Below are 23,907 nucleotides of genomic sequence, written 5' to 3' on the forward strand. Positions count from 1 at the left end.
CGTGGAGTTCCACGGCGGCCATCTTTTCTGGGGGCGGGACCTGTCGGGCGCGGCGCCGAGCCGTTAGCCTGGACCAACCGGACGCCAGATCCGGGATGTGAAGACCTCTTGGGGAGCGGTCCGATGCAGGACAACAGGATCCGCAAGCTCGTGATCGTCGGCGGTGGGACCGCCGGCTGGATGGCGGCCGCGGCGCTGCGCCGGCACTTCCAGGGCGGTCCTCTGGAGATCACCCTGGTCGAGAGCTCCGAGATCGGCACGATCGGGGTGGGCGAGGCGACCATCCCCACCATCCGTGGCTTCTACCAGCAGCTGGGGCTGAGCGACATCGAGGTGATGCAGGCCACCCAGGCGACCTGCAAGCTGGGCATCCGCTTCAACGGCTGGACCCGAGAGGGCCAGTCTTTCATCCATCCGTTCGGCCTGTTCGGCCAGGACCTGCGAGGCGTCCCGTTCCATCACTATTGGCGCAAGCTGGCGCAGGCGGGCGAGCCGACCGACCTTCAGGACTACTCGCTGGGCGCGTCCCTGGCGGCCGCAGGCAAGTTCATGGCCCCGCCGCGCAACCCGACCTCCAGCCTTGGGATCTTCGATTGGGCCCTGCATTTCGACGCGGGGCTGTTCGCCCAGCTGATGCGCCGGGTGGCCGAGGACAACGGCGTGCGCCGGATCGACGCCAGGGTCACCCAGGTCAACCTGCGCCCCGAGGACGGCTTCGTCGCCTCGCTGGATCTGCACACCGGCGAGACGGTCGAGGGCGACCTCTTCATCGACTGCTCGGGCTTCCGGGGTCTCCTGATCGAGGAGGCCCTTGGGACCGGTTACGAGCCCTGGAACGACATGCTGTTCTGCGACCGCGCCTACGCCGTGCAGAGCGAGGGTGTCGGTGATCCGGCGCCCTACACGGACGTCACCGCCCACAGCGCGGGCTGGCGCTGGCGCATCCCGCTGCAGCACCGCTACGGCAACGGCTATGTCTACTCCTCGCGCCATATCAGCGACGAGGCCGCCCTGGCCGAGCTGAAGGCGGCCGTGCCCGATCCGTTGCTGTTCGAGCCGCGCCAGATCCGCTTCAACCCCGGCCGCCGCAAGCGGGTGTGGAACAAGAACGTCATCGCCCTGGGTCTGGCGTCAGGCTTCCTGGAGCCGCTGGAAAGCACCTCGATCGCCCTGATCGAGACGGGCATCGACAAGATCAAGGCGCTGTTCCCGGACCGCGACTTCGCGCCCGAACTGATCGACGAGTTCAACGACTGGTCGCGGCGCGAGATGGAGCGGGTGCGCGACTTCATCATCCTGCACTACTGGGCCAACAAGAGAGGCGACGCGGCCTTCTGGCGCGACTGCAACGCCATCACCCTGCCCGACACGCTCCAGCGCAAGGTGGACCTGTTCCGCCAGCGAGGCCACTTCGTCCGCTACCGCTGGGAGATGTTCCAGCCGGCCAGCTGGATGGCGATCTACGCCGGCTTCGAACTGCTGCCCGACATGGTCGACCCGGCGCTGGACGGCGTCGATCCCAAGTCACTCAGCGCGCCCCTGGCCGAAATGCGCAAGGCCATTCGCGAGGTGGTGGCTTCGGCCCCGCCGCACGGCGCCTTTCTCGAACAGTACTGCCGTCCGGCCGCCATGGCCGCGCAGTAGGAATTGCGATCATGACCACGACCAATCCCAACGCCATCAAGAAGATCGTCATCGTCGGCGGCGGCTCGGCCGGCTGGATCTCGGCGGCGATGCTCAGCCACTACTTCCAGAAGGGGGCTGCCCAAGGGGGCTGCGACGTCGAGCTGATCGAGTCCGAGGAGATTGGCACCATCGGGGTCGGCGAGTCGACGATCCCGCCGTTCCTGCAGCTGATCGCCAGCCTCGGCGTCGACGAGCGCGAATTCATCCAGGCCACCCAGGCCAGCTTCAAGCTGGGCATCCGCTTCGAGGACTGGAAGGTCAAGGACGAGCACTACTACCATCCGTTCGGCGCCATCGGCGGCCCGATCGGCCCGCACGAATTCTATCAGTGCTGGCTGCGCGCCAAGGCCAACGGCCACCCGTCGAATCTGCAGGACTTCGCGCCCGGCACGGTGATGGCCGACCAGTGGAAGTTCATGCTGCCGTTCAAGGCGCAGCGGACGCTGATCGCCGGCGCCAGCTACGCCCTGCACATCGACGCGCGACTGATCGCCAAGTTCCTGCGCGACTTCGCCGAGACGCGCGGCGTCAAGCGCACCGAGGGCATCGTCACCGACGTGGTCACCCGCCCCGACGGCGGCGTCCAGAAGGTGATCCTGAAGGACGGCCGCGAGGTCGCGGGCGACCTGTTCATCGACTGCTCCGGCCTCCGCGCCCTGCTGATCGGCAAGGCGCTGGAGACGCCCTATGTCGACTGGGCGGACATGCTGCTGTGCGACCGGGCGGTGGTGGTGCAGACCCAGAACGTCGGTGACCCCCACCCCTACACCCTGTCGCGGGCCGAGGACGCCGGCTGGCGCTGGCGCATCCCGCTGCAGCACCGGGCGGGCAACGGCTATGTGTTCTGCTCCAGGTTCCTCAGCGACGACGAGGCCCGCGCCACCCTGGTGAAGAACCTGGAAGGCGAGGCGCTGATGAACCCGATGTTCATCCCGTTCAAGACGGGCATGCGCCAGCAGCTCTGGAACAAGAACGTGGTGGCCGTCGGCCTGGCGGGAGGCTTCATCGAGCCGCTGGAATCGACGGCCCTGCACCTGATCTATCGCGGCATGGACTTCCTGCTGCGGTTCTTCCCGGACCGCGACTGCGACCCGGCGTTGGCGGCCGAATACAATCGCCGCATGACCGCCGACTACGAAGAGATCCGCGATTTCATCGTGCTGCACTACTGCACCAGCCAGCGCGACGACACGCCGTTCTGGAGAGCGGTCCGCGAGGCCCCGATCCCCGACAGCCTGCGCGAGCGGATCGAGCTCTTCAAGGCGCACGGCGCGCTGCGCGAGGGCGTCGACCAGATGTTCCGCGACCCGTCCTGGCAGTCGGTGATGGAGGGCATGGGCGTGCGCCCGCGCCGCTACCAGCAGCTGGCCGACACTGTGCCCTACGAGGTGATCGCCCAGACCCTGGACCAGTCCGCGCCGATGCTGGCCAGCCAGGTCGCGGGCCTGCCCAGCCACGGCCAGTTCCTGGCCCAGAACTGTCCGGCGCCGCCCCCGGAAGCGGTGACGGCGCCCTTCAAGACGGTGGCCTAACCCAGCACCGCCGCCGCCTCGTCCAGGCCGCGCTTGCGGGCGGCGTCGGCGGGGGTGTCGTCCTTGCCGTTGCGCGCGCGTGGATCCGCCCCGCGCGCCAGCAGCAGGCGGGCGACCGCCACGGCGTCGTCCTCGTCGTCGGGCAGGCAGAACAGCACCGTCGGCGCGTCGCCGGGCAGAACCTCGCTTATCCGCTGGGGCTCGGCGTCCAGCACGGCGGCCAGGCGGTCCAGCCGCGCCTGGCTGGCCAAGGCGCGGACGTCGCGACTGATCGGGGCCAGGCGATCGGCCAGATGGGGCTGGCCCAGCACGACCGCCCAACTGAGCGGCGTGCCGCCCCAGCGCCGCTCGCGCGCGTCGACGTCGGCGCCGGCCGCCAGCAGATGCTCGACCGCTTCCAGCGAGCCGGACTGCACGGCGCGATGCAGGGGCGTGATCCCTTGGTGGTCGCCGGCGCCGACATCGACGCCCAAGGCCAGCAGCAGGGCCACGGCCGGGGCGTTGCCGTGCTCGGCGGCGGACAGCAGGGGCCGGGGCGAACGGATCACCTCGGGCCGGGCGGCGACCAGGGCGCGGGCTCCAGCCTCATCGCCGCGCGCCGCCAGGGCCTGAAGCGCGTCGACACCGTTCAGGGCGACCGGCGTCGCGCCGTGGGCTTCCAGCAGGTCGGCCATCGCCGTGAAGCCCGACAGCCGGGCGACCGCCAGGACGGGCCGCTTCTCGTAGGCGTGCGGCGTGTCGGCGTCGGCTCCGCGTTCCAGCAGCCATTGGGCGCGCAGCAGGTGGTTCTGGCCGACCGCGTTGCCCAGCAGATAGTTCAGCGTCGAGCAGCCCAGGTGCTCACCCAGCCGTCCGGGGCCCTTCACGCGCCATTCGTCGAGCTTTCCGGCGACCTCGGCCTGACGCCACAGCAGCTCGTACCAGTGGGTGTCGTGGCCGACGATCGAGACGTTGTACAGCGACTGGGAGTCGTAGGCCTCGGCCCCGGCCTCGACCAGCAGGGCGACCAAGGCCTCGGCCTGCGGATGGCTGGGCTTGGCGCCTTCGCCCAGGCCGATGGCGCCGGTCAGCACCTTGAACGGCGTCTCCCAGTCGTCCGTGAAGCCGAAGTTCGGGTCCGATCCGGCCTCCAGCAGGCGACGGGCGATCGCCAGGCCGTTGGCGTCATCCAGGCGGCCGTAGGTGACATGGGCCAGGGCGGTCCAGCCGCGCACCGGATCGACGCGTCGGACGGCCTGCGGATCGCGGGCCAGATGTCGTTCGACGGTTTCCAGATCGCCGGCCGCCGCCGCCGTGAACAGGCTGTCGCGCGCCAGGTCTGGATAGCGCTTGAGGATCCGCCGGGCGATGGCCGGCTGGCCGTCCCAACCGTGGCGCAGGATCTGTTCGATCCTTTGGCCGCGCGTCTGGCGTTCGATGGCCAGGTCGTCGAGGGCGGCCTTCAGGGCGATCCAGCTCTCCTGTCCGTACTCCAGGGCCAGGGCGTGCTGGACGTCGCGCAGACCAGGTTCGGTCGGGGCCTTGGGCCAGGCGACCGACAGCCGCGATCGGGCGGCGGGATCGCCGGCGCGCAGGGCTTTCAGCCACCGCTTGGCGTCCTTGCGCAGGGTCTCGAGTTCAGTTTTGGGCGTGAGCGCGCGGCTCATGGCAAACCTTCCTTCCCATGGCCGAGCGTCCGCTTACGAAGGGCCGGAAGAAGGCTCGTAAGACCAAGAAGGTTGAGCTGGATGGGAGTATTCTCCCTTGCCGCGGACAGGTGGCGCTCCAGAAGCGCGCTGGGGTCATCAAAAGCCCAGCGCGCCCGGTCCGTCAACTGGCGGCTAGACCCGCTTCATCGAGAGGATCTTCACGGGCGGGTTCAGGATCTGGCCCTTCATCGACGGGACGTTGGTCGGACCGTCGGTGCGGCCGGCCAGGATCTTCCTGACGACGTCCATGCCCTGGACCACGTAGCCGAACACCGCGTAGCCCTGGGCCGCGTCGGACTTGCCCGGCTTGGCGTCCAGATAGGGCTGGGGGCTGGCGCAGATGAAGAAATCGGCCGTGGCCGACCCCGGCGCGTCGCGGCCCATCGAGACGGCGCCGGTGGTGTGCTTGAGGCCGGTCTTCAGCGTGCTCTCGTGGGCGATCGGCGGGGCGCGGCGGGAATAGGGCTTGGGCTGGCCCTGGATCGAACCCGCGCCCGGCGCGCCCTTGGCCCGGTTGGCGCGGAAGAACTGCCCGCCGTCGAAGCGATGCCGGTCGACATAGGCCAGGAAGTTGGCCGCCGTGATCGGGGCCTTCTTGTCCTCCAGCTCGACGACGATGGTCCCCTTGTCGGTCTCGATAGCCACGCGCGGCTTACCGGCGGCCAGGGCCGGAGAGGCCGCCCCCATGAACGCGGGGAGCGCGGCCAGGGCGCCGATCAGGGCGCGGCGGGCGATCTTGGAAACGGTCATGGCGGCTCCTGGTCTGGTCGGGCCGTTATGGCGCCTCGCCGCCGCGCCCGACAAGGTTGACGTCGCGTCCCCGGGCGTCGCGGGGGCGTGCAGGCTTCCCCAGGAAAAAGTGACCGCTACAGATTTCCTCGGTCGCAATAGTCGCGTTCGTCGAGTTAGGGTCTGCCGACTGGCGACCGCGGGGGACACGCGGCGTGTTTGAGGGAAGGGACTAAGCGTATGGGGGCTGATAGCCAAGCCGCGCCCGGCCAGATGAAGGCGGGGAAGGGGCGCGACGCGCTGGTGATCGGAGCATCGTCGCTCGGCACCGTGTTCGAGTGGTACGACTTCTATCTCTACGGCTCGCTGGCCGTGATCATCACGGGCCACTTCTTCTCGGGCGTCAACGAGACGACCGGCTTCATCCTGGCGCTGCTGGCCTTCGCCGCCGGCTTCGCGATCCGGCCGCTGGGCGCGGTGATCTTCGGGCGCCTGGGCGACATCTGGGGCCGCAAGAACACCTTCCTAATCACCATGCTGCTGATGGGGATCTCGACCTTCGTCGTCGGCCTGCTGCCATCCTACGCCCAGATCGGCGTCGTCGCGCCGATCGCCCTGATCGTCATGCGCTTGGTGCAGGGCCTGGCCCTGGGCGGCGAGTATGGCGGCGCGGCGACCTATGTCGCGGAACACGCGCCCGAGGGGCGTCGCGGCTTCTACACCAGCTGGATCCAGACCACGGCGACGGTGGGCCTGTTCCTGTCGCTGCTGGTCATACTGGCGACCCGCACCTGGCTGGGCGAGGAGACCTTCAAGACCTGGGGCTGGCGCATCCCGTTCCTGGTCTCGCTGCTGCTGCTGGGCGTATCGCTGTGGATCCGCCTGAAGCTGCACGAGAGCCCGACCTTCCAGAAGATGATCGCCGAGGGCAAGGGCACCAAGAAGCCGCTGGCCGAGGCCTTCGGCGACTGGAAGAACCTCAGGATCGTGCTGCTGTCGCTGGTCGGCCTGACCATGGGCCAGGCGGTGGTCTGGTACACCGGCCAGTTCTACGCTCAGTTCTTCCTCGAGAAGACGCTGAAACTGGACGGCGCCTTGGCTAATACGCTGATCGCCACCAGCCTGCTGATCGGCACGCCGTTCTTCGTGTTCTTCGGCTGGCTCTCGGACAAGATCGGCCGCAAGTGGATCATCATCGTCGGCTGCGTGCTGGCGGCCGCCACCTATTTCCCGATCTTCAAGGGCATCACGACCTACGCTAACCCGGCGCTGGCCCACGCCGAGGCTTCGGCGCCCGTCGTGGTCTCGGCCGATCCGGCCACCTGCGCCTTCCAGTTCGACCCCGTCGGCAAGGCCAAGTTCAACACGCCTTGCGACGTGGCCAAGGCCTATCTGGCCAAGGCCGGCGTCAGCTACAGCACCCACGACGCTTCGGCCGGCGCGGCGACCTCGGTCCAGGTGGGGGGCGTGACGCTCGAGGGTTTTGACGCCAAGGGCGCGACCGGCAAGGCCTTCGCAGACGGTCGCAAGGCCTGGGAGGCCGACCTGGGCGCCCAGCTGAAGGCCGCCGGCTATCCGGCCAAGGCCGACCCGGCCCTGGTGAACAAGCCCGCCGTGATCGGCCTGCTGGCCCTGCTGGTGCTCTATGTGACCATGGTCTACGGCCCGATCGCGGCCATGCTGGTCGAGCTGTTCCCGACCCGGATCCGCTACACGGCCATGTCGCTGCCCTATCACATCGGCAACGGCTGGTTCGGCGGCTTCCTGCCCACGACGGCCTTCGCCATCGTGGCCGCCACCGGGAACATCTATTCGGGTCTCTGGTATCCGGTGATCATCGCCGCGGTGACCGCTGTTATCGGTGGTCTGTTCCTGAAGGATACGCGGCACAACGCGATCGAAGACTAGGCATTCGACCCTCCGCGACCCGGTGACGATGGCGTCACCGGGTTGCCTTCCCGGCGCTAATCCGATTGGTTGCGCGCCGAGGGGAGCGTTGATGGCTCAAGACGACGAAGACAGGCGCGCCTGGTTTCGGCGGGAAATCCTGCCGCTGGAGCCGGACCTGCTGGCCTATGCGCGGCGGTTCTGCCGTGACGGACAGACCGATCCCGAGGACCTGGTCCACGAGACGTTCGCGCGCGCCATCGCCTGCAAGACCTGGCGCGAAATCGGCAATCCGGGCGCCTTCGCCACCCGCATCCTGCGCAACTGCGCCCTGGACGCGCTGCGCCGCCGCAAGGTGCTGACCATCACCGCCGTCGCCGACTTCGAGCGCATCGATCCGATCGACGAGACGCCCGGCGCCCAGATGCTGCTCGAATCACGTGAGGAACTGCGCGCCTTGGCCGACGCGATCGCGGAACTGCCCGCGCAGTGCCGCCGCGTCTTCACGTTGAGAAAAGTTTACAGCCTCTCGCCCGACGAGATAGCGGTTAGGCTCGGCCTCTCCGTCTCTACTGTTGAGAAGCACTTGGTGAAGGGCCTCCGGTACTGTTCCGACAAGCTGGGACGTCGTATCGGGCGCAAGAGTAAGGTCGACGAAGGACGCTCATGGAGCGCGAGACGGGATCACGACGCGAAGCGGTGAGGCAGGCGGCCGCCCTCTGGGTGGTCAGGCTTGACGACGCTTCGTGTTCCGCCGCCGATCGCGCCGCCTTCGAGGCCTGGCGCGACGAAAGCCACGAACACGAAGCCGCCTTCGAACGCGAAGCCGCCGCCTGGCAGCGGCTGGATCGTCTGCGCGCCATGCGGCCGGGCGTGGAGCGGCCGGACCGCGACCTGTTGGCGCCCGAGCGCCGCCTGACCCTGCCTGGCTTCAGCCGCTCGCCCTGGGCGCGGGGCATGGCGGCCGCCGCGGCCGTGGCCCTGGCGGTGACCGGCGTCATGACCTTCGGCGGCGGTACGGCCTACGCCACCGCCATCGGCGAGCGCCGGGTGGTCGTGCTCAGCGACAACAGCCGCATCGAGCTGAACACCGACAGCAAGGTCGTCGTGCGCTATCGCCACGGCGTCCGCGAGGTGAAGCTGGTGCGCGGCGAGGCGGTGTTCGAGGCCGCCAAGGACGCGCGGCCCTTCCTGATCAAGGCCGCCGATGCGGTGATGCAGGCCGACGCCGCGACCGAGATGGCCGTGCGCCTGCGCTCGGACGGCGCGGCCGTGACTGTCAAGCGCGGCGCCGTCGCCCTGGATCCCGAGCCCGCCGAGCGCAAGGACGAACTGCGGCTGAAGGCCGGCGTCACCGCGATCTACGGCTCGGCCGGCAGCCGTTCGCGCGCGGTGTCGGACAGCGAGATCGACCGCGCCCTGGCCTGGCGACAGGGCGCCATCGCCCTGAACGGCCAGTCGCTGGAGCAGGCGGTCGCCGAGTTCAACCGCTACAATCGCCAGCGGATCAGCATCGCCGACCCGTCGATCTCGGGCCTGCGCCTGGCCGGCTATTTCCAGACCACCGAGCCCAAGAGCTTCGTCAGCGCCGTGACCAGCGCCTTCCCGGTCCAGGCCTCGGAAGGCGCGGACGGCGCCATCCGCCTGACGCGGCGGGGGTAGGCCTATCCCCGCTTCCCCGGCGAAAGCCGGGGCCCAGATTCATCCAGAGCGTTTGGGATGACGCGCGAGCCGCCTCGGCAACACGCTGACGCTCAGGGCTCGACCTGGATCCCGGCGTTCGCCGGGAAGGTGAGGTAGGGAAGCGGTTTAAAAAAGTTCCATCCCTCACTAGCGGAAGCTCGCCCCATCCTCGTCGGTGCAGTTGAAGGCGCTCTCCCGTAGGGGATTGGAGAGGGCCGAGAGGGGTTATCTAAAGACATGCCGATCGACACCCGTCGCCGCACCGTGCGCGGCTTCCTGATGGCGTCCGCCGCCGTGCTGGTCCTGGCCGGGCCGGCCCTGGCGCAAGAGGCTCGTCACAGCTTCAACATTCCGGCCGGCGACGCGGTGACCGCGCTGCAGGCGTTCGCCAAGCAGTCGGGCAAGCAGGTGCTGTTCCCGTTCGAGGCGGCTACGGGCAAGCGTACGCCGGCGGTGACCGGCGACGTCACTGACGCCGACGCCCTTTCGCGCCTGGCCAAGGCCGCGGGCCTGATCGTGGCGTCCGACGACGGCAAGACCATCACGCTGCGCCAGGCCCCGGCCGAGCCGTCGCAATCCCCCCAGTCCCAGGGCGCGGGGGCCGGCGCGAGCAATGAAGAGGCCCAGATCGTCGAAGCCATCGTGGTCGTCGGCTCGCAGATCGAAGGCGCCCGGACCACGGAAGCCCTGCCGGTGACGGTGGTGGGCGAGAAGGAAATCATCGCGACCGGCGCGGTGTCGGGCGACGAGCTTTTCCGCTCGATCCCGCAGGCTGGCGACGTGCAGTTCCAGGAAGCCCGCACCACCGGCAACCTGAACGACGCGCGCGGCGACGTCTCGTCGCTGAACCTGCGCAGCCTGGGCACCGGCAACACCCTGGCCCTGCTGAATGGCCGCCGCGCCGTGCTGGCGCCGGGCACACAGACCGAGAACTTCGTCCCGGTCCAGACGGTCAACACCAACTCGTTCCCGGTCGCGGGCGTCAAGCGCATCGAAGTGCTGCGTGACGGCGCCGCCGCCATCTACGGCACCGACGCCGTGGCGGGCGTGGTCAATACGGTGCTGGACACCAAGTTCCAGGGCCTGAAGCTGGAAGCCCAGTACGGCGGCTCGGAAGGCACTAGCTACCGCGAAGGCTCGTTCAACCTGAAGGCCGGTACGCGTCTGGAAGACGGCACGCGCCTGACCTTCTTCGGCAACTACACCGCCCGTAGCCGCCTGATGGCGACCGAGCGCGACTACGCCGCCAGCGAGGATCACCGTTCGCAGGTGGCCAATACGCCGTGGGCGGACAACACCACCTTCGACAGCCGCTCGACGTCCAGCCCCTGGGGGTCGTTCACGCTGATCCCGTCCTCGACGGCCCCGCGCCAGAACGGGACCGCCCTGACGACCTCGGGCGTCTTCCACGTCGAGCCGACCAGCAATACCGCCGCCGGCTGCTCCAGCGCCGTCCTGGCCGGCAATCTCTGCCTGAAGTCGGGCACTATCACCGGCGCCACCGACCGCGTGCTGCGCTATGACGAGAACCCCGACCGCACGCTGAAGGGCGGCGTCGAGCGCACCAACCTGTTCTCGACCGTCGAGCACGAGTTCGGCGATCTGACCGCCTATGGCGAGGCGGGCTACTACCACGCCCTGTTCACCGGCAGCCGCGAGCAGTCGGCCCCGCTGAGCACGGCCCCGATCAGCATCGCGGCCAACGCCTACTGGAACCCCTTCGGTCCGGTCGGCAGCCCCAACCGGCTGGCGGGCCTGACCGGCGTTTCGAACACGGGCGTGGCGATGAACATCACCACCTACCGCCCGGTCGACACCGGCCCGCGCACCTACACCGTCACCGACGACAGCTACCGCCTGCTGGGCGGGCTGAAGGGCGCGTGGAACGGCTGGAAGTGGGATTCGGCCATGCTGTACTCGGCCGCCCGCACCAAGGACATGACCCACAATGCGATCAGCAACACGCTGTTCCAGCAGGCGCTGAACCGCACCGACTCGTCGGCCTACAATCCGTTCAACGGCGGCAACCTCGAGAACTACTCGCTGGGCGACACGACGCCCAACGACCGGGCCACGATCAATTCGTTCCTGATCAACGTCTATCGCGTCAGCAAGACCAGCCTGGCCCTCGCCGACTTCAAGGTTTCGAAGAAGGACCTGTTCACCCTGCCCGGCGGCGATGTCGGCTTCGCGGCCGGCGTCGAATGGCGCCGGGAGACCTACAAGGACGACCGCGACGACCGCCTGGACGGCACGATCAAGTACACCAACAGCGTGACCGGGGTGACCTACAACACCGACGTGCTGGGCGCCTCGGGCGCGCCGGACATCAAGGGTGACCGCTCGATCGTCTCGGGCTTCTTCGAACTGGCGGTGCCGATCATCTCGCCCGAGATGAACATCCCGTTCGTCGAGGAAGTCAGCCTGCAGATCGCCGCCCGCGACGAGCACTATTCCGACTTCGGCAACGTGCTGAAGCCCAAGGGCGCGATCTACTGGAAGGTCGGCCGCGGCCTGGCCATCCGGGGATCGGTCTCGCAGAGCTTCCGCGCGCCGAACCTGCCGCAGTTCTATAGCGACGGCTCGACGGTCTCGAACACCCGTCCGGACTGGGCCGCCTGCCGGATCAACAATCCGGCCGCGACGACCTGCGCCAGCGGCAGCACGATCGAAATCCGCAGCGGCAACAAGAACCTGACGCCGGAGGAGGCCGACAACGCCACGGTCGGCTTCGTCTATCAGCCGGACTTCATCCCGGCCGACTACGGCAAGCTGACCCTGACGACGGACTTCTGGTCGATCCGCGAGAAGAACGTCATCGGCATCCTGGGCGGCGCCAACCAGATCGCCTACGACTACTATCTGCGCCTGAACGGGTCCTCGAACCCGAACGTGGTGCGTGACGCGCCGGTCGGCTCGGCCACCGTGGGCAACATCGCCTACATCAACGACGTCTATCAGAACCTGCAGCCGCGCATGGTCCAGGGCGTCGACTTCAGCGTCGACTACGATCTGGACGACACCGCCTGGGGCGACTTCAGCTTCGGCGTCAACGTCGCCAAGCTGCTGAAGTTCGACCAGTCGCCCAGCCCGATCGAGGCGCTGCTGATCCAGGCGATCTCGGCCGGCCAACTGCCGGGGCTGTCGGTCGCCAGCGCCGGCAACCAGATCAAGATGGACGGCTATCCCGAGTTCCGCGGCACCGCCAGCTTCAGCTGGCGCAAGGACGGCTGGGGCGCCGGCGCCTTCGTGAACTATGTCGGCGAGGTCTACGATACCAGCCCAGCCCAGGTGAACGGCCAGTACTTCCCGGTGAAGGACTGGACCACGGTCAGCCTGTACGGCCAGTACGCCTTCAGCGACGGCATGTTCGACGGCTCCACGATCCGCATCGGCGCGCGCAACGTGTTCGACAAGGATCCGCCGGTGACCTCGTCCAACTTCGGCTACCTGGGCTCGGTCCACAACGCCACGGGCCGCTACTGGTACATGAACCTGTCCAAGCGCTTCTAAGTCCCGACGGGGCGGTCCTTCGGGGCCGCCCCGTTCCTTTTCGCGCGTATCGTCTTGCGAGATCCGACCTTGAAACCGTTCCGCCTGCTGACGACCGCCGCCTCGGCCCTGGCCCTGCTGCTCACGCCGATCGCGGCGACCCCGGCCCTGGCCCAGAAGAAGCAGCTTCTGGAATATCCCAGCATCCACTCGCCGGTGGTCAGCGAGCGCGGCATGGTGGTCAGCCAGAACGCCATCGCCACCAAGGTCGGCGCCGACATCCTGCGCCAGGGCGGCAACGCCGTGGACGCCGCGGTCGCCACCGCCTTCGCCCTGGCCGTGACCCTGCCGCGCGCCGGAAACATTGGCGGCGACGGCTTCATGATGGTCCACATCGCCAAGACCGGCGAGACCATCTTCATCGACTATCGCGGCGTCGCGCCCAGGGCCGCCAGGCTGGAGACCTTCGTCGACGCCAGGGGCAAGGAGATCGACGACGTCGCCTCGCGCGGCTATCGCGCGCCCACCGTCCCGGGCACCGTCGCGGGCCTTTTCCTGGCCCACCAGAAGTACGGCAAGCTGCCGTGGAAGGCGCTGGTCGAGCCGGCGTTCAAGCTGGCCCATGACGGCGTGGTGCTGTCGCCCGACGAGGCCTTCGTGTTCAGCTGGGGCAAGCAGCGCCTGTCCGAGAGCGAGGCCGGCAAGACGGCGTTCTACAAGGCCGGCGGCGAACTCTATCGCGCCGGCGAAACCCTGAAGCAGCCCGACCTGGCCTGGTCGCTGCGCCAGATCGCCGACAAGGGCGCGGACGCCTTCTATCGCGGCGAGATCGCCCAGCGCTTCGCCGCCGACATGAAGGCCCATGGCGGCCTGATCACCGCCGAGGACCTGGCCGCCTACAGGCCAGCGATCCGCCAGCCGCTGACCGGGACCTATCGCGGCCTGACCGTGATGACTTCGCCGCCCGCCAGCGCCGGCGGGGCCACCCTGCTGGAGATGCTGAACATCCTGGAGACCTTCGACCTGAAGGCCTCGGGACCCGGCTCGGCCAAGACCCTGCACCTGGAAGCCGAGGCCATGAAGATGGCCTATGCCGACCGCTACAAATATCTGGGCGACACCGACTTCGTGAAGGTCCCGCTGCAGGGCTTCACCTCCAAGGCCTATGGCGCGGCGCGGGCCAAGCTGATCGATCCGGACAAGGCCACGCCGGCCAAGGACCTGGGCGCGGGCGATCCCTGGGCGTTCGAGAGCCACAACACGACGCACTTCTCGGTGGCTGACGCCGAGGGCAACGCGGTTTCCAACACCTTCACCCTGGGCGCGGACTTCGGCTCGGGCGTGATGGTGGCCGGCGCCGGCTTCGTGCTGAACAACCAGATGAACAACTACGCCCACGAGGCGGCCTGGCGAGCCCAGCGCGACGGCAAGCCGGCCCCGCCCAACGCCCTGGCGCCGGGCAAGCGCGTGCTGTCGACCATGATGCCAACCATGATCTTCAAGGACGGCAAGCCGTGGCTGATCACCGGCACGCCGGGCGGCAGCACGATCATCGACACGGTGCTGCAGGTCATCGTCAACGCGGTGGATTTCAAGCTGAACGTCGCGGAGGCGACGCATCAGCCGCGTATCTTCCAGGACGCCAGCGACACGTTGCGCGTCGAGCCGAACTTCAATCCCGACACGGTGGCCCTGCTGAAAGCCATGGGCCACCCCATAACCTCGGACGAGACCATGGGCTCGGCCCAGTCGATCATGATCGACAACGGTCTCTATCTGGGCGGCGCGGATCCGCGCCGACCCGGAGCCGAGGCGATCGCGCCCTAGGGGGGCATCCTCCCCCCCGAGCGTCCCCTCGAGGGCGTGATCATTCGGCGCCGGAGCTGCCCCTCCGGCGCCGATTTAACTTTGGCGTTTGCGCTAGATCAACGTCGCCGCCCTGGGGCCGGCGCAAGCTTCGTCTCGAGGTCGGCGAGGGGCTGCGGTCCGGCGTCTCGCATGATCCTCACGGCTCGACGTCATCGCCAGTCGGCGTCGGACTGGTTGCTGCTCTCGGGACGCTCCCCCAGTGGTCCCGAGCGAGATCGGCGCCGGATTCCCCTCCGGCGCCGATTTTTAGTTTCTGCCCGCCCACTATCAACACCCGCCTCCCCGGCGAAAGCCGGGGCCCAGATTCATCCTGGGCGACGGATGTGAAAGCGCCCTCCGCCGAGGATCGACGAAGGGCGCTGTGGGTTCGATCTGGGCCCCGGCTTCCGCCGGGGAGGCGGTTTATTTGCTCGCCACCGCCGGCCCGTACAGCAGGCCGTTGAACAGGAACTTGAACGTCCCCCACGACTGCGCCCGCTGGGTGATCTCGGGGCCGAAGGCGAAGACCTTGCCCTTGCCGATGTCGATGTCGAGCATGGCGGTCGAGCCCTTCAGCTTCTCCTGGCCCACGGCCCAGCCGCTGCGCAGCGGCTTGTCGGTGTCGAACCAGGCCACGCGCGACACGCCCTTCACGTCGGGCTTCACGGTGAAGGTCGGGCTGCGGTCGAAGAAGACGTCAACCTGGTCGCCCGCGCCGTAGGCCAGGGGCTGCCTGGGATCTACCTTGGCGCGCAGCACCGAGCCGGGGATGTAGAGTTCGCGGTTGGTCAGGGCCTTGAGTTGCCCGTTCTCCAGCTTGGCGGTGGCGACGTCGACCGGCGCGCCCAGGGCCGTGGCCAGGCGCGTCGAGGCGCCGATGGCCACCACCGTGCCGCCGCCCTTCACGAACTCGGCGATCTTCGGCAGGGTCTTGTCGTCGCTGACCCGGCCCAGCCACGCGCGATATTCGGCCGGGATCTCTTCCGGCTTGGGCTGGGTCGAGGGCCGGCCGGCCTTGAATGGACCGTCGGCCGGGGCGGGCACCACGCCGTCGGCGAACACCAGCACGTCGAAGTCCTTGGCGATGTCGCCGGCGTCCAGGCGCTGCGGATAGACGACCTGGAAGGGGGCCTCGAACTTCTCGAACATCCAGCGGTTCCAGCCCGAGGGCATCGAGCCGCCATAGACGTCCACCAGGCCGACGCGGATCGGCTTCAGGGCGATGGTCGCGCCCGAGGGCTTGCCGCCGACGGCGTAGGCGTCGACGCCCAGGTCCTTGACGCCCTTGTCGATCACCGTCTTGGCGGCGGGCGAGGCGGGGACCCAGATCGCGCCGGGACCGAAGGCCGTCTTGCCGGCCTTCGCGCCGTCCTTGACCCAGTAGACCTTGGCGCCGGCCTTCAGCAGGCGGTTGGTCAGGGTGAAGCTGCCGTTGGTCTCGTGGCTGACCAGCCAGCCCGCTCCGCCCGACCCCTTCACCGAACCGGGCGTCACCGCGATCAGGTTCGGCACGCGGGTCGTGGGGGCCTCGAAGCCGTCCAGGATGCGGTCGAACTTGATGCCCATCTGATAGGCCAGGGTGTAGCCGGTGACGTCGTACGGGGCCTTGGGCGGGCCGCCCGGATATTCCAGGTCGTGCGGGTGGTCCTGCGGCTCGAACATGTCCAGCACGTGCGGGCGATAGGCCTGGGCGGTGCGCACGACGTACGAGCCGGCCGGATAGGTCTTGCCGGCGATCGCGAAGGGCTTGGACGCCTTGTCGACGTCGACGCCGGTCTTGATCAGGGCGTTGAGGAACGCGACCACGGTCGGCATGTCGGCCTGGTCGGCGGGGATGACATAGGCGCGGGCGTCGCGGCTTTCCGGCGTCTGGATCACCGACTTGAACAGGCTCGGATCGACCGCCGCGCCGTACGGTCCTGGCTTGCCCTTGCCGGCGGCGGCCAGGGCGTCGACCTTGGTCGGGGTGATCGTCCAACTGTCGCGGCTGCCGCGCTTGATGCTGTTGTCGCCCATCTTCCAGATGTTGAAGAGCAGGCGCTCCTTGTTGCGGGCGGCGTAGTCGATGACCGCGCGGTTCATCGTCCACTGGTAGTCCAGCGAGTCCTGAAGATGCCATTCGCGCGGCGCGATCGGCGCGGGGCGGTCGTTGCCGGGCAGCTGCAGCTCCGGCACCAGGTTGACCGTCGTCGGGGTCGGGCCGCCGATGATCTCGGTCAGCAGGCCGATCGAGTTGTGGAAGTAGGCGACCGACCGCTCCATGCCGTTGTGCCAGGTGGAGTAGGGCGCGGCGCTGCGCGCGCCCGAGCCGGGCTTGTCCTCGGCCACCAGACGGCTGTGCATGGCCATGCCGACTTCCTGCAGCTCGGTCATGACCAGCGGGTCGTAGTTGAAGTTGAACGGGTCGCGGAATGGCGGGACGAACACCACCATGCCGTTCGGGCCGGTCTGGTGCTGGTTGTAGACGATCTGCGGATACCATTCGCGGAACAGCATCTTGTTGACGTTGGTCGTCTCGGCCATCGACGACATGAAGCTGTCGCGGTTGTTATCGTGGCCGATGTACTTGTGGTACAGGCGCGGCAGCGAGTTGAACTCGCGCGTCTTCGGATCCTGGTTGCGCATGTACCAGTCCGAGATCATCTCCATCCCGTCCGGATTGTCCTGGCCGAACAGGATGATGGTGTCGTCCAGCATGCGCAGGGTCTCGGGATCGTTCTGCGAGAGCATGCGGTGCAGGACTTGGATCTGGCCCTGCGAGGTGATGGTCTCGCTGGCGTGCAGGCCCGCGTCGATCCAGACGATCGCCTTGCCTTCGGCGGCCAGCTTGCGGGCCTCGTCCTCCTTGACGCCATCGGCCTTGGCCAGCTTGCGGGCGATCTCCTTGTAGCGGTCCAGCTTGGCCAGGTTGGCCGGCGAGGAGACGATGGCCACCCACATGGTGCGGCCTTCCTCGGTCTTGCCGATGTCGACCAGCCTCATGCGGTCGGACTGGCCCGCCAGGGTCTTCAGATAGGCCTCGTAGGCGGTGTAGTCGGCCAAGAAGTAGTCGCTGCCCACCGGCTGGGCGAAAGCCTTGTCGGGCGGGGTGATGTCGGCGGCGACCGCCATGCCGATCCCGCCGAAAGCCAGCACCAAGCCCAAGGCCGCACCGGCCATCGCTCCGCTACGCGTCATTTCCAACCCCGTAAGCCCTCGGCGGACGCATCGGCGCGTCGGCCCCTCCTTAGACTGACGTAAGTGGATGGCGTTTCCGCACCCGGAGCAACGGCGCGGCCAGCCCATTTTTTCTCTGGCCGAACATGGGCGCACGAAAAAGGGGCCGCCCTCGCGGGCGACCCCTTTCCATCTCATCCGGTCATACTCACGCGACCGGTACGCGAGATAGCTCTTGGCGTGGCGCGTGGCGGCCGCCGAAACCGGCGTCCACTTTCGCCTGCCACGCTTGCTTGGCGCGCCTAGTACTTCAGGCGGACGCCCACGCGGAAGTAGCGGCCCACGATGCCCGACTGCGAATAGGTCGGGTTCCAGTTCACGCCGGCGTAGTTGGCCGGGTTGAACATCGGGCCGGTGTCGAACAGGTTCATCACGTCGGCATAGACCGTCGCGTTCTTCGTAACGTCGTAGGCGCCCGTCAGGTCGACGGTCGTGAACGACTTGATGCGGCAGTTGAAGTTCGAGTCGCCGTAGAGGCAGGCGCTGTCGTAGCTGTCGTCCTCTTCGCGCATGCCCGAGACGTAGCTCATGGTGCCCGTCACGTGGATGGGGCCGCGCTCGAAGGTGTTCATCCAAGACAGGCGGTTCTTCGGCGTACCCGCGCCCGACGACAGCACGTACGGGGCTTCCTTGCCCACATAGTTATAGGTCGTGCCGTCCTGGGTGTACTTGTAGTCGAAGATGGTCGTGGCATCGAGGTTGCTCGTCCACTTCACGTCGGCCGGCAGGTAGAACGTGGCCTGGACGTTGAGGTCCAGACCGCTGGTCACCAGCGAGTCGGCGTTGATGTAGGGCGAGGCGACCGAGAGCACGCGCGCCAGGGCGGTTGGGTGTTCCGGGTCGATCGCGTCGGCCACGACGGTGTAGCCGGCCGGGATGGCCTGGCCCGAGTAGTAGGCGGCCAGGGCCGTGCCCGCGCTGGCTTGCGCGATCACGTCGTTCTTCTTGATGTGGTAGTAGTCCAGCGAGACGCTGAAGGCGCGGGTGGGAGCCCACACGGCGCCGAAGGTGTAGCTGGTCGACTTCTCCGGCTTCAGGTCCGGATTGGCCGTGGTGATCGACGAGAGCGAGTAGGCCTTGGTGTACTCGTTGTTGCCGTGGGAATCACGGAACGCGGCGTACTGGTCGGCCTTGAACGAGAACGTCGTGAAGCCCTGGCTGGCCGAGTTGCCGGCTTCCGAGAACGACGGCGCGCGGAAGCCCTTCGAGATCGTGCCGCGCAAGGCGACCGTCTTGATGGGCGTGAACTTGACGCCGATCTTCGGGGAGAAGTTGCCGCCAAAGTCCGAATAGTGGTCGTAGCGACCCGAGAGATTGACCTCGAGCTGCGTGGTCACCGGCAGGCCGACTTCGGCGAAGGCCGAGGCGACGGTGCGGTTGCCCTCGGTGCGGGCGTTGCCCAGACCTTGCGCGTCGTTGACCGGGTTCAGGGCCGGGTCGTTCGTGGCCTCGTAGCGGAACTCGCCACCGATCCCCAGCTGAGCGTCGCCGCCCGGCAGGCTGAACAGGGCGTGCGAGGCCTGGACGTTCACCGAGTCCATGTCGGTGGTCGAGGTCTTGGCCAGGACCGGCGATAGGGCGTTGCGGACGGCCTGGCTGTTCTTCGACGGGTCGACGAAGTTGTAGGCGCCCGTCTGGATGTCGCTCATCAGCTGCTTGTAGCTGAGGAAGCCGGTCTGGGCGCTCTCCAGGGTGTCGTGCGCGATGACGACATTGGCCTGGTAGTTCCAGTCGTTGATGTCGCCCTTCACGCCGCCGACCACACGGAACATGCGGTTGGTGTAGCGCGCCGTGGCCGGCAGGTCGCTGAAGCGGTACTTGATCAGCGCGTAGTCGCCCGTCGAGGCGAACGGGTTGTTCGGGTTCAGGGTGCGATCGGCGGCGGTGGCGCACGAGACGCCAGCCGAGCAGATGTAGACCGGCAGGACCAGGTTCGACAGGTTGTTGGGCGTGCTCGACGAGATGGTGACCGGGGTGCCGTTCACCGAGGTCTTCGACTGGATGAAGCTGCCCGACAGATAGGCTTCGAAGTTGTCGTTCGGCTTGATCGTGAAGCGACCATACGTGCCGACGCGCGACTGCTTGGGCTGGATGTCGCCGAAGTCGGCGATGTTCTGGGCGCAGTACGAGCCCATCAGCAGACCGTCTTCATCGAACTGGTTGGTCAGCGGGGCGCCGGCGCCGCAGGTGCGCAGGGGTTGCCAGACGTTGGTCGGGTCGTCGATGGCGACGCCGGTGGCCAGGTTGCCCGGCGTGCCCAGGGTGGCGCGCTTGATGTTGCCGTAGAAGGTGCTGCCACCGGTCTGCGGGTTGTTGTTCGCGCCGCCTGGGATCGAGCTGAGATCGTTGGTGTTGTAGGGGAAGCCGCGCTGGTCGCCACGGATGCGCTTGTCCAGCTGGTACTCGACGTCGAAATAGACGTTGTACTTGTCGGTATCCAGGTCGCCGTAGCCGACGTCGCCGTTGAAGCGATATTGGTCGCCGCCGCCATGCTCGCTCTTGCCGTACGAGGCGTCGGCGGACATGCCCTGGTAGTTCGACTTCATGATGATGTTGACCACGCCGCCGATGGCGTCGGCGCCGTACAGCGACGAGGCGCCGTCCTTCAGGGTCTCGATGCGCTCGACCGCGTTGAACGGGATCGAGTTCAGGTCGACGAACGCCTTCTGGCCGTCATCGGCCAGCGGGTAGTTGGCGTTGCGCAGGCCGTCGATCATGACCAGGGTCGAGTTGACCGACAGGCCGCGCAGCGACACGCCGGTCGATCCGGCGGCGAAGCCGCTGCCGAAGGCTGCCGGGATCGAGCCCGAGTTGTCGGCCGACAGGCTGCGGATGGCGTCCGACACCGTGGTGATGCCCTGGGCCTTCAGCTGTTCGGTCGTCTGGACCGTGACCGGCGAGGGGGTGGCGGTGTCGGTGCGGCGCAGCAGCGAGCCGGTCACCACGACGGCGTCGACCTCGTTGTCCTGGGGGGCGGGCGGGGCGGCGGTCGTCTGGGCGTTCGCGGCGAAGCCGGCCAGCGCGGCCACGCCCACGATCATCGAGGTCGCGAGCAGGCGGCCCCGGGTAAGCTTGTACATCATGTTCGATCCCTTCCGGGCCGCCCTCGTCGGCGCGAGCGCCGGCGTCCTTACAGCCCGATGCAAGATGAGTATCCCGTCGCGATCCGGCGGTTGGCGGGCGGCTTAGGACTCGTGGATCAAAGGGGTCAATCGCACGCTTCAAAATGTAATGGAATTGTCTTGAAGCTGTCTCTTTAAGGCAACGCCTTGCGATGATTGAGGCGTGAATAAGTCAAATCGATCTCTGTTATGAAACGTACGTGAAATCCATAAGGTCGTTTCTGGAACACAATTGAAATGACGCCGTTCGCGGAACGGTGAAGTTTACGGAGCGTCGAAAATGGGATTTCGAATAGTGAGTTTCGTTGAATAACGATGTCCATGTACTGCGCCGTTGGTAGACTTCGCGGTGGTGATACCGTGGGCGTGAAGGCGGCGCTAGAATCGGCTGCGGGAGACTTCCGAGGCAGCCAGCAGGAAGGCGCCGGAGCCGTACAGCTGGGTATCGCCGGCCTCGACATGGTCGGGCGCGTAGCCGACCTGCTGCACCCAACCCAGCTTGCCGTCGGACGCCACGGCGTTGACCAGGGCCGACCAGCCCAGGCGGGCCGACCGGACGTACTTCGGATCCTTTAGCAGCCCCTGGTTCACGCCCCAGGCCAGGCCGTAGACGAAGAACCCCGTCCCGCTGGTCTCCGGCGGGCTGTGCTCGGGCGCCAGCAGTGACACCGACCAGTAGCCGTCCGGCTTCTGCAGCGACACCAGTCGCGCGGACATCTTGCGGAACAGGGCGACGTAACGCGGTCGGTCGGGATGATCGGCCGGCAGGGTCTTCAGGATGTTGACGATCCCCGCATAGGCCCAGCCGTTGCCGCGGCTCCAGAAGATCTTGCGGCCCTGGTCGTCGCGACGGTCGAAGTAGCGGCTGTCGCGGAAATAGAGGCTCTCGCCCTTATCCAGCAGGTAGTCGGTGCTGGCCCAGAACTCCCGGTCGCCATAGGCGGCGTAGCGCGGGTCGTGGGTCGCGGCCGACAGGGCGGTCCAGGTCGGCGGGGCCATGAACAGGGCGTCGCTCCAACACCAGCGGGCCTGGCACGGCTGGTCTTCCGTGCCGTCGATGAACTTGAGGTCGGCGTGGGGCGGGTCGGCCAGGATGGCGTCGAAGCGCGCCTTGACCGGGGCGATCTGGGCTGGGTCGCGGTCGCGCAGGTTCAGCCAGATCCAGCTCTGGGCGATGACGTGGTCGTCGGCGTGCAGGGGGCGCTTGCCCAGGCCCCAGTCCTGCTCGACGCCATGGGCGCGCAGGGCCTGGGCGTAGCCTGTGTCGCCGGTTCGCTCGGCGAAGGCGGCCAGGCCGACATAGAAGGCGCCCTGGATCCAACCGCGCGGGTTCTGCGTCCCGGGGCGATGGGTCTGGACGTAGTCGAACTTGCCGTCCATGTGGCGCAGCTGCCAGTCGGCGACGGCGCGGCCCAGGGTCAGGGCCGAGGCGGCCGGATCGGAGACCTGGGACGGTGGCGATGCCGCCGGAGCCGGCGCGGCGAGCGCGCCGGAGACGCTCAAGGTCAGGCAGGCCAAGGCGGCGGCGATCCTGCGCATCGTGTTCTCCCCTCTAGATCCTCGCGCCTCTGCGGGCGGTCGAGGTTGTCTGACCGATCTTGCTGCGTCGGGCCAATTTCGTCAAATCGGAATGACCAATCTGGTCAGGCCAATCCTTGCGCATTGGCGACATCGCGCTAAGGTGTGCGCCAAAATTCCCAGGGAGGGATCCATCATGTCCGCTTCGATCCGCGTCGCGATTCTGTGCGCGAGCCTGGCCGCCGGGGTTGTCATCGCCGCGCCCGCCGTCGCGGCGGCGCCCGTGTGCAGGGCCGACGACGGCTATGCCGCCGCGTTCGATGGCCGCCGCACCTTCCGCTGGAAGCCGCAGGGGCTGGCGGCGGCCAGGACCGAGGCGAAGGGCGGGGCGGCCTACCAGGCGCTGATCGCGCGCGCCGACAAGGCCCTGGCCGGGCCGGTCTACAGCGTCGTGGACAAGAGCCGAACGCCGCCCAGCGGCGACAAGCACGACTACATCTCCATGGGCCCCTACTGGTGGCCCGACCCCGCCCAGCCAAACGGCGAGCCCTATATCCGCAAGGACGGCGAGGTGAACCCCGAGCGGAACACCAACGCCTTCGACGCGGGCCGCATGGACGCCATGGCCGGCGCGGTCGAGGCCCTGTCGCTAGCCTACTATTTCACCGGCAAGGACGCCTACGCGACCAAGGCCGCCCAGTTGCTGCGGACCTGGTTCCTGGATCCGGCCACGCGGATGAACCCGTCGATGACCTATGCGCAGGGCGTGCCCGGCCGCACGCCCGGCCGGGCCGAAGGCGTGCTGGACACCTATCGCCTGCTGCGCGTGGTCGAGTCGATCGGCGTGCTGGCGCCGTCCAAGGCCCTGACCGCCGCCGAGCAGAAAGGCTTGGAGGTCTGGTTCGGCGACTATGCGGCCTGGATGCAAACGGCGCCCACGGGCCAGCAGGAGCGGGCGGCCAGGAACAACCACGGCCTTTGGTACGACTATCAGCTGGCCGCCTTCGCCCTGTTCGCCCGCCAGCCGGACCTGGCCCGGAGCGTGCTGGCGGGCGTCGGCAAGGCGCGCATCGATCCGCAGATCGAGGCCGACGGCAAGCTGCCCGAGGAGCTCGCGCGGACCAAGGCGCTGCACTACAGCTACTTCGCCCTGGAGCCGCTGGTCGGCATGGCCGAGCTCGGGCCCTGCGTCGGCGTCGACCTCTGGAACTACAAGGGGCCGAAGGGGCAGGGGATCCGCGCCGCCTTCGACCACCTGGCCCCATTCGTCGGGAACGAGGCGGCTTTTCCCTACAAGGACCTCAAGCCCGAGGACGCCACGAAAGAGGCCCTGCCGCTCTACGACCTGGCCGCCCGGGCCTATGGTGACGCCGGTTTCGCCGCTAAGGCCGACCTGATCGCCAAGTCGACGCCGGCGGCGCAAAGCCGCCTGATCATCGCGCCGTACCGAAAGTAGCTTTTTCCGCCGCGTCGGTGTCGGATGCCGCGACCTCGGCCCGTTCCTTG

Annotated in this window: 13 protein-coding genes; 8 read left to right on the forward strand and 5 right to left on the reverse strand. The window is 67.9% G+C overall.

The features are described from left to right. Positions 1-123: 123 nt before the first annotated feature. Both MZV50_RS07100 and MZV50_RS07105 read left to right on the forward strand, forming a co-directional pair. Positions 124-1,644: a tryptophan halogenase family protein gene (locus tag MZV50_RS07100; protein WP_252633706.1), complete on the forward strand. Its 1,521-nt coding sequence runs from the start codon at positions 124-126 to the stop codon at positions 1,642-1,644. An 11-nt stretch (positions 1,645-1,655) separates the two neighbouring features. After that, positions 1,656-3,218 carry a tryptophan halogenase family protein gene (locus tag MZV50_RS07105; protein WP_252633707.1) on the forward strand — a complete coding sequence of 521 codons (1,563 nt, stop codon included), beginning with the start codon at positions 1,656-1,658 and terminating at the stop codon, positions 3,216-3,218. Here MZV50_RS07105 and MZV50_RS07110 read toward each other — a convergent pair. Beyond that, positions 3,215-4,864, reverse strand: coding sequence for an ankyrin repeat domain-containing protein (locus MZV50_RS07110; RefSeq protein ID WP_252633708.1), 1,650 nt, complete (start codon positions 4,862-4,864; stop codon positions 3,215-3,217). The two genes, MZV50_RS07105 and MZV50_RS07110, sit on opposite strands and share 4 nt — an antisense overlap. A gap of 174 nt (positions 4,865-5,038) precedes the next feature. Continuing rightward, a complete protein-coding gene (locus tag MZV50_RS07115; RefSeq protein WP_252633709.1) occupies positions 5,039-5,656 on the reverse strand; it encodes a peptidylprolyl isomerase in 618 nt (205 codons plus the stop codon). Between the two features lie 219 nt (positions 5,657-5,875). On the opposite strand from MZV50_RS07115, the gene MZV50_RS07120 reads away from it, so the two are divergent. The 5 genes from MZV50_RS07120 to ggt all read left to right on the forward strand — a co-directional run bounded on the left by MZV50_RS07120 (position 5,876) and on the right by ggt (position 14,524). Beyond that, a complete protein-coding gene (locus MZV50_RS07120) occupies positions 5,876-7,543 on the forward strand; it encodes an MFS transporter (RefSeq protein ID WP_252633710.1) in 1,668 nt (555 codons plus the stop codon). A gap of 88 nt (positions 7,544-7,631) precedes the next feature. After that, positions 7,632-8,225, forward strand: coding sequence for an RNA polymerase sigma factor (locus MZV50_RS07125; RefSeq protein WP_252633711.1), 594 nt, complete (start codon positions 7,632-7,634; stop codon positions 8,223-8,225). Then, positions 8,189-9,184: a FecR family protein gene (locus MZV50_RS07130; RefSeq protein ID WP_252633712.1), complete on the forward strand. Its 996-nt coding sequence runs from the start codon at positions 8,189-8,191 to the stop codon at positions 9,182-9,184. Before MZV50_RS07125 ends, MZV50_RS07130 begins: the two co-directional genes overlap by 37 nt. A gap of 258 nt (positions 9,185-9,442) precedes the next feature. Continuing rightward, on the forward strand, positions 9,443-12,718 hold the full coding sequence (locus MZV50_RS07135) for a TonB-dependent receptor (protein ID WP_252633713.1): 3,276 nt from the start codon (positions 9,443-9,445) through the stop codon (positions 12,716-12,718). Positions 12,719-12,766: 48 nt separating this feature from the next. Next, positions 12,767-14,524: a gamma-glutamyltransferase gene (gene ggt, locus MZV50_RS07140; RefSeq protein WP_252635199.1), complete on the forward strand. Its 1,758-nt coding sequence runs from the start codon at positions 12,767-12,769 to the stop codon at positions 14,522-14,524. Positions 14,525-14,968: 444 nt separating this feature from the next. On the opposite strand, the gene MZV50_RS07145 is transcribed toward ggt, so the two are convergent. The 3 genes from MZV50_RS07145 to MZV50_RS07160 all read right to left on the reverse strand — a co-directional run bounded on the left by MZV50_RS07145 (position 14,969) and on the right by MZV50_RS07160 (position 22,422). Further along, complete coding sequence (locus tag MZV50_RS07145; RefSeq protein WP_436792212.1) at positions 14,969-17,830, reverse strand: M14 family metallopeptidase; 2,862 nt, start codon at positions 17,828-17,830, stop codon at positions 14,969-14,971. A 173-nt stretch (positions 17,831-18,003) separates the two neighbouring features. Further along, a complete protein-coding gene (locus MZV50_RS26470; RefSeq protein ID WP_289781905.1) occupies positions 18,004-20,844 on the reverse strand; it encodes a TonB-dependent receptor in 2,841 nt (946 codons plus the stop codon). 417 nt (positions 20,845-21,261) lie between these two features. Continuing rightward, positions 21,262-22,422 carry a glycoside hydrolase family 88/105 protein gene (locus tag MZV50_RS07160; protein ID WP_252633716.1) on the reverse strand — a complete coding sequence of 387 codons (1,161 nt, stop codon included), beginning with the start codon at positions 22,420-22,422 and terminating at the stop codon, positions 21,262-21,264. Between the two features lie 175 nt (positions 22,423-22,597). On the opposite strand from MZV50_RS07160, the gene MZV50_RS07165 reads away from it, so the two are divergent. After that, positions 22,598-23,857, forward strand: coding sequence for an alginate lyase family protein (locus MZV50_RS07165; protein ID WP_252633717.1), 1,260 nt, complete (start codon positions 22,598-22,600; stop codon positions 23,855-23,857). Positions 23,858-23,907 lie beyond the last annotated feature (50 nt).

Origin of the sequence: Caulobacter segnis (genome assembly GCF_023935105.1) — a bacterium.
Classification (GTDB): Bacteria; Pseudomonadota; Alphaproteobacteria; order Caulobacterales; family Caulobacteraceae; genus Caulobacter; species Caulobacter segnis_B.

Coding starts and splice junctions, on each gene's coding strand:
- MZV50_RS07110 (WP_252633708.1), bottom strand. CDS start 4,864: ATGAGCCGCGCGCTCACGCCCAAAACTGAACTCGAGACCCTGCGCAAG.
- MZV50_RS07160 (WP_252633716.1), bottom strand. CDS start 22,422: ATGCGCAGGATCGCCGCCGCCTTGGCCTGCCTGACCTTGAGCGTCTCC.
- MZV50_RS07120 (WP_252633710.1), top strand. CDS start 5,876: ATGGGGGCTGATAGCCAAGCCGCGCCCGGCCAGATGAAGGCGGGGAAG.
- MZV50_RS07145 (WP_436792212.1), bottom strand. CDS start 17,830: ATGGGCTGGCCGCGCCGTTGCTCCGGGTGCGGAAACGCCATCCACTTA.
- MZV50_RS07115 (WP_252633709.1), bottom strand. CDS start 5,656: ATGACCGTTTCCAAGATCGCCCGCCGCGCCCTGATCGGCGCCCTGGCC.
- MZV50_RS07165 (WP_252633717.1), top strand. CDS start 22,598: ATGTCCGCTTCGATCCGCGTCGCGATTCTGTGCGCGAGCCTGGCCGCC.
- MZV50_RS07100 (WP_252633706.1), top strand. CDS start 124: ATGCAGGACAACAGGATCCGCAAGCTCGTGATCGTCGGCGGTGGGACC.
- MZV50_RS07105 (WP_252633707.1), top strand. CDS start 1,656: ATGACCACGACCAATCCCAACGCCATCAAGAAGATCGTCATCGTCGGC.
- MZV50_RS07130 (WP_252633712.1), top strand. CDS start 8,189: ATGGAGCGCGAGACGGGATCACGACGCGAAGCGGTGAGGCAGGCGGCC.
- MZV50_RS07135 (WP_252633713.1), top strand. CDS start 9,443: ATGCCGATCGACACCCGTCGCCGCACCGTGCGCGGCTTCCTGATGGCG.
- MZV50_RS26470 (WP_289781905.1), bottom strand. CDS start 20,844: ATGATGTACAAGCTTACCCGGGGCCGCCTGCTCGCGACCTCGATGATC.